Below are 1126 nucleotides of genomic sequence, written 5' to 3' on the forward strand. Positions count from 1 at the left end.
AAGGGAGTTACATTACGCGCATACCAGGCTGAGCGCCTTCGTGTGGCTCAAGAATCCATAGGTCGCTACCACCAGGGCCTGCCGCTAGGATCATGCCTTCAGACATACCGAATTTCATCTTACGAGGTTTTAGGTTCGCTACCATTACGGTTAGCTTGCCTTCTAGCTCTTCAGGTTTGTAGGCTGATTTGATGCCAGAGAAAACTTGACGAGTTTCACCACCGATGTCCAGTTGGAACTTAAGCAACTTGTTTGCTTTAGGCACTTCTTCACAAGAGATGATGCGAGCGATGCGCAAATCCACTTGAGCAAAAGTATCAAACTCAATCTCGTCCGCGATTGGGTCTTTGCTTAGCTCAGTTTCTGTTTTAGCCGCTTCAGCTTTCGCTTTCGCTGCCATTGCTGCTGCAGCGTCTTCTTTCGATGCTTCGATCATCGCTTCGATGTTCTTTGGATCGATACGGTTGAATAGCGCTTTGAACTTAGTGATTTCGTGGCCAGTGAGTGGCTGAGCAATGCCTTCCCAAGTTAGCTCTTGGTTTAGGAATGCTTCAGTACGTGCAGCAAGAGCTGGCATTACTGGCTTCAAGTAAGTCATTAGTACGCGGAACAGGTTGATACCTACAGAACAGATTTCTTGAAGTTCCTGATCTTTGCCTTCTTCTTTTGCGACAACCCAAGGGGCTTTCTCGTCAACGTATTGGTTCGCTTTGTCTGCTAGTGCCGTGATTTCACGGATAGCACGGCCAAATTCGCGAGCTTCAAAAAGCTCTGCGATACGGTCAGCCGCTGCCACGAATTCGTTGTAAAGCTCTGGTTCAGCGAAGTTGTCAGACAGTTTGCCTTCGAAACGTTTAGCGATGAAGCCTGCGTTACGAGATGCTAGGTTAACGATCTTGTTGACTACGTCAGCGTTAACGCGCTGAGTGAAGTCTTCAAGGTTAAGATCTAGATCGTCAATACGGCTGTTTAGTTTCGCTGCGTAGTAGTAACGTAGACATTCTGGGTCTAGGTGATCGAGGTACGTGCTTGCTTTCACGAATGTACCTTTCGACTTAGACATTTTCGCGCCGTTTACCGTTACGTAGCCGTGTACGAACACGTTGTTTGGTTTACGGAAGCCAGA

General features: G+C 47.7%; 1 protein-coding gene. It reads right to left on the reverse strand.

What is annotated here, in order from left to right; all coding sequences use genetic code 11:
* Positions 1 to 7 precede the first annotated feature (7 nt).
* On the reverse strand, positions 8 to 1126 hold a 1119-nt coding region (metG, locus tag R8N28_RS26330; protein WP_318183798.1), incomplete at its 5' end, for a methionine--tRNA ligase subunit beta.

It is taken from the genome of Vibrio sp. Vb1554, assembly GCF_033344235.1.